This window comes from Halovivax sp. (genome assembly GCA_007119345.1).
In the GTDB taxonomy this organism is placed as follows: domain Archaea; phylum Halobacteriota; class Halobacteria; order Halobacteriales; family Natrialbaceae; genus Halovivax.
The window spans coordinates 1-3161 of the sequence record SKPV01000015.1; the positions used below are offsets into that span (position 1 = coordinate 1).

3 protein-coding genes are annotated in these 3161 nt (G+C 68.7%); all 3 read left to right on the top strand.

What is annotated here, in order from left to right:
- Window positions 1-2031 (top strand): amino acid permease (locus tag QZT59_RS01330; protein WP_290810270.1); only part of this gene is annotated, 2031 nt, incomplete at its 5' end.
- A gap of 180 nt (window positions 2032-2211) precedes the next feature.
- Window positions 2212-2613 (top strand): helix-turn-helix domain-containing protein, encoded by a 402-nt coding sequence (locus QZT59_RS01335; RefSeq protein WP_290810272.1) that lies wholly within the window; start codon window positions 2212-2214, stop codon window positions 2611-2613.
- A gap of 113 nt (window positions 2614-2726) precedes the next feature.
- A partial coding sequence (locus QZT59_RS01340; protein ID WP_290810274.1) for an FAD-dependent oxidoreductase occupies window positions 2727-3161 on the top strand: 435 nt, incomplete at its 3' end.

Sequence of the window (3161 nt, forward strand, 5' to 3'; positions counted from 1 at the left end):
CTCGCGCTCATCGGCGGCGTCCCCTACCTCGTCTACGTCGCCCCCGAGCTCGCCGCATACATCCTCCCGATCGCCCTCGGTCTCGCCGTGCTGTTCACGATCCTCAACGTCGTCAGCACCAAGACCACCGGTAGCCTCCAGTTCGCCATCGTCGGCATCATGGTGCTGGCGATGGCCTACTTCGTCGTCGCCGGCTTCCCCGGCGTCGAACCCGCCCAGACGACCGGCTCGTTCGACCTCGCCTCCGAGGGCGTCCTCGCCGCGACGGGCCTCGTCTTCGTCTCCTACGCCGGCGTCATCAAGATCGCCGCCGTCGCCGAGGAGGTCGAAGACCCCGGGACGACCATCCCCCGGGCGATGATCGGCTCGCTGCTGGCGACGACCGCCCTCTACGTGCTGGTCGTCTACGTCGCGATCGGCGTCACGCCCGACCTCTCACCCGGCGGCGGCTTCGTCCCCGAACCCGGCGAGGAAGCGGCCTCGCTCGCCTACGCCGCCGACGCCGCGTTCGGCCAGCTCGGCACGATCGTGATCGTCCTCGCGGCGCTGCTCGCACTCGCCTCGACCGCCAACGCCGGCCTGCTGTCGGCCTCGCGCTTTCCCTTCGCGATGGCCCGCGACGGACTCGTTCCCTCGCAGTTCGAACGGCTGCACGACCGGTACAAGACGCCCGCGCTCGCGATCGTCCTCACCGGCGGCGTGATGATGGTCATGATCGCGACCCTCCCCATCGAACAGGTCGCCAAGTTCGGCAGCGCCTTCCAGATCCTGGTGTTCATCCTCGTGAACCTGGCGGTGATCGGCTTCCGCGAGGGCGCAGTCGCCGACTACGACCCCGAGTTCGTCTCGCCGCTGTACCCCTGGACCCAACTGGTCGGGATGGCCGGCGGCGTGATCGTCCTCACCCAGATGGGAACGGTGCCGTTCGCGGGCGCGATCGCGATCACGCTCGTCGCGATCGCCTGGTACCTCGGCTACGCCCGTCCGCGGGTCGACCGCGAGGGCGCCGCCCGCGCCGGCGTCCGCGAGAACGTCAGCGACCGCGCGATCGACCGCACCCGGGAGCTGTTCGAGGCCGACGCCGAGTACGACGTCCTCGTCGCGATCACCGACGAAACGTCGCCCGCGGCCCGCCGGGACATGCTCCGGATGGCGACCGACATGGGGCGGCTCCGGTCGACGGCCGTCTCGGTGGTGGAGTTCGTCGCCGTCCCCCACCGGGTGTTCGCCGAGGATCACGCCGACGTCCTCTCGGGCGAGATTCCCGACTGGCTGCCGGCCGATCCCGACGAGGCACCGGACTGGTTCCCCGACGGGCGGGCCGTGGAGCCGCCGACCCGGTCGTCCGGCGGCGTCGCGGTCACGAACGGTGGGTCGACCGCCGACGCGACGACCGACGCCCACATCGAGTACCGCGAGGTCGACAGCGAGGACCACACGCAGGCGATCGTGGACGTGGCGACCTACGGCGGCTACGACCTCGTGATCGCCGAGCGCCGGCAGGCGGACTTCCACCAGCGGCTGTTCGGCGGCGAGACCGACAAACTGCTCCGGAACGCCCCCTGTGACGTCATGCTGGTCGAGGACGACGGCTTCGACGGCGCCGACGAGATCGCGGTCGTGGCCAACCGCGGCGCCTACGATCCGCTGAAGCTGCTGTTCGCCGACGCGGTCGCCGAGGAGACGGGGGCCGAGCTGAACCTGTTACAGGCGATTCCGGCGGACGCTCCCGAGAGTCAGCGAGAGGCGATCGAACGATACCACGAGGAAGTGATCTCGATCCTCACCGTTCCGGCGCGGTCGACGGTCATCGAGACCGACGACGAGAACAGGGGACTCGCACGGTTCGTCGGCGACGCGGAGCTGCTGGTCACCGGCGTCGACCGGACCGGGCTCAGCGCCCGGCTCCTCGGACGGCCCGGCAACCGACTGGTCGACAGCGTCGATACCACGGGGGTAATGGTCCAGACCCACGAGGGTCGCCGTGCCGGACCGCTCGAGCGCTTGTTGATGACCCATCTGTTCGGGTGAGGCGCGCTGACCGCACCCGGTTCCGTCGAGGCCGGATCGACGGAAGTGGAGCCGCGACCGACACCGGGAACGGTCCGGAGCCGATCGGCTCGGTTCGGACGACGATCGGCCGCGCTGCGGCATTGTGCAATACTCACAAAACCCTTATACCGACACGCTCCCTACGTCCACGCAGTACCCATGGCAAACTCGATGGCGGAACAACTCCAGCAGGACATGCAGTGCGAGGGGCTGCTGGAGTGCATCCACGGTCTCAAACAGCTCGACAAGGAGTGTTTCAGGGCGATGGTCGAGAGCGACGAGCCGCTGACAATCGACGAAGTCGCCGAGCGCGTCGACCGCGAGCGTTCGACGGCCTACCGGTCGATCCAGCGCCTCCTCCAGAGCGGCTTCATCCAGAAAGATCAGATCAACTACGAACAGGGCGGCTACTACCACGTCTACTATCCGACCGACCCGTCCCAGATCGCCGACGACATGCAGCGCAAGCTCAACGACTGGTACGCGAAGATGGGCCAGCTCATCCAGGAGTTCGAGGACAAGTACGAGGCGACGACGGATGGGGCACCCGCCGAGAGCTGAGCACGGCCGGAGCGGTACCATCCAGAGTTGAACGCAGTCTGGGGTCCCTCGCGACCGTGGGACCCCTCCCGTCAGGCCTGCCCGTTAACTTGTTGCTGAGCCTACGGGGGTCGATGACAGACGTAGTCGTGATCGGCGGTGGAATCGGCGGGCTTTCGGCGGCGCACGAACTCGCCGAACGCGGGGTCGACGTCACCGTCGTCGAGGCCAACGACCGCTTCGGCGGGAAGGCTCGATCGATGCCGATCGCCGACGAGGCTGATTCGCTCCACGGCGAACACGGCTTTCGATTCTTCCCGGCGTTCTACCGCCACGTCGTGGACACGATGGCGCGGATCCCCGACGGCGGCGGGACCGTCGCGGACAACCTGGTGGAGACCGAGGCGACGCTCGTCGCGAGCGCCGACCGGCCCGATCTGCTCGCCGAGACCCGGACCCCCGACACGCTGGGCGGCTGGCTCGGGGCGCTCCGCCCGGCGTTCGCCGACGAACTGCCGCCCGCGGACGTCCGCTTCCTGCTCGAACGGCTGTTCTACCTGTTGACCGCC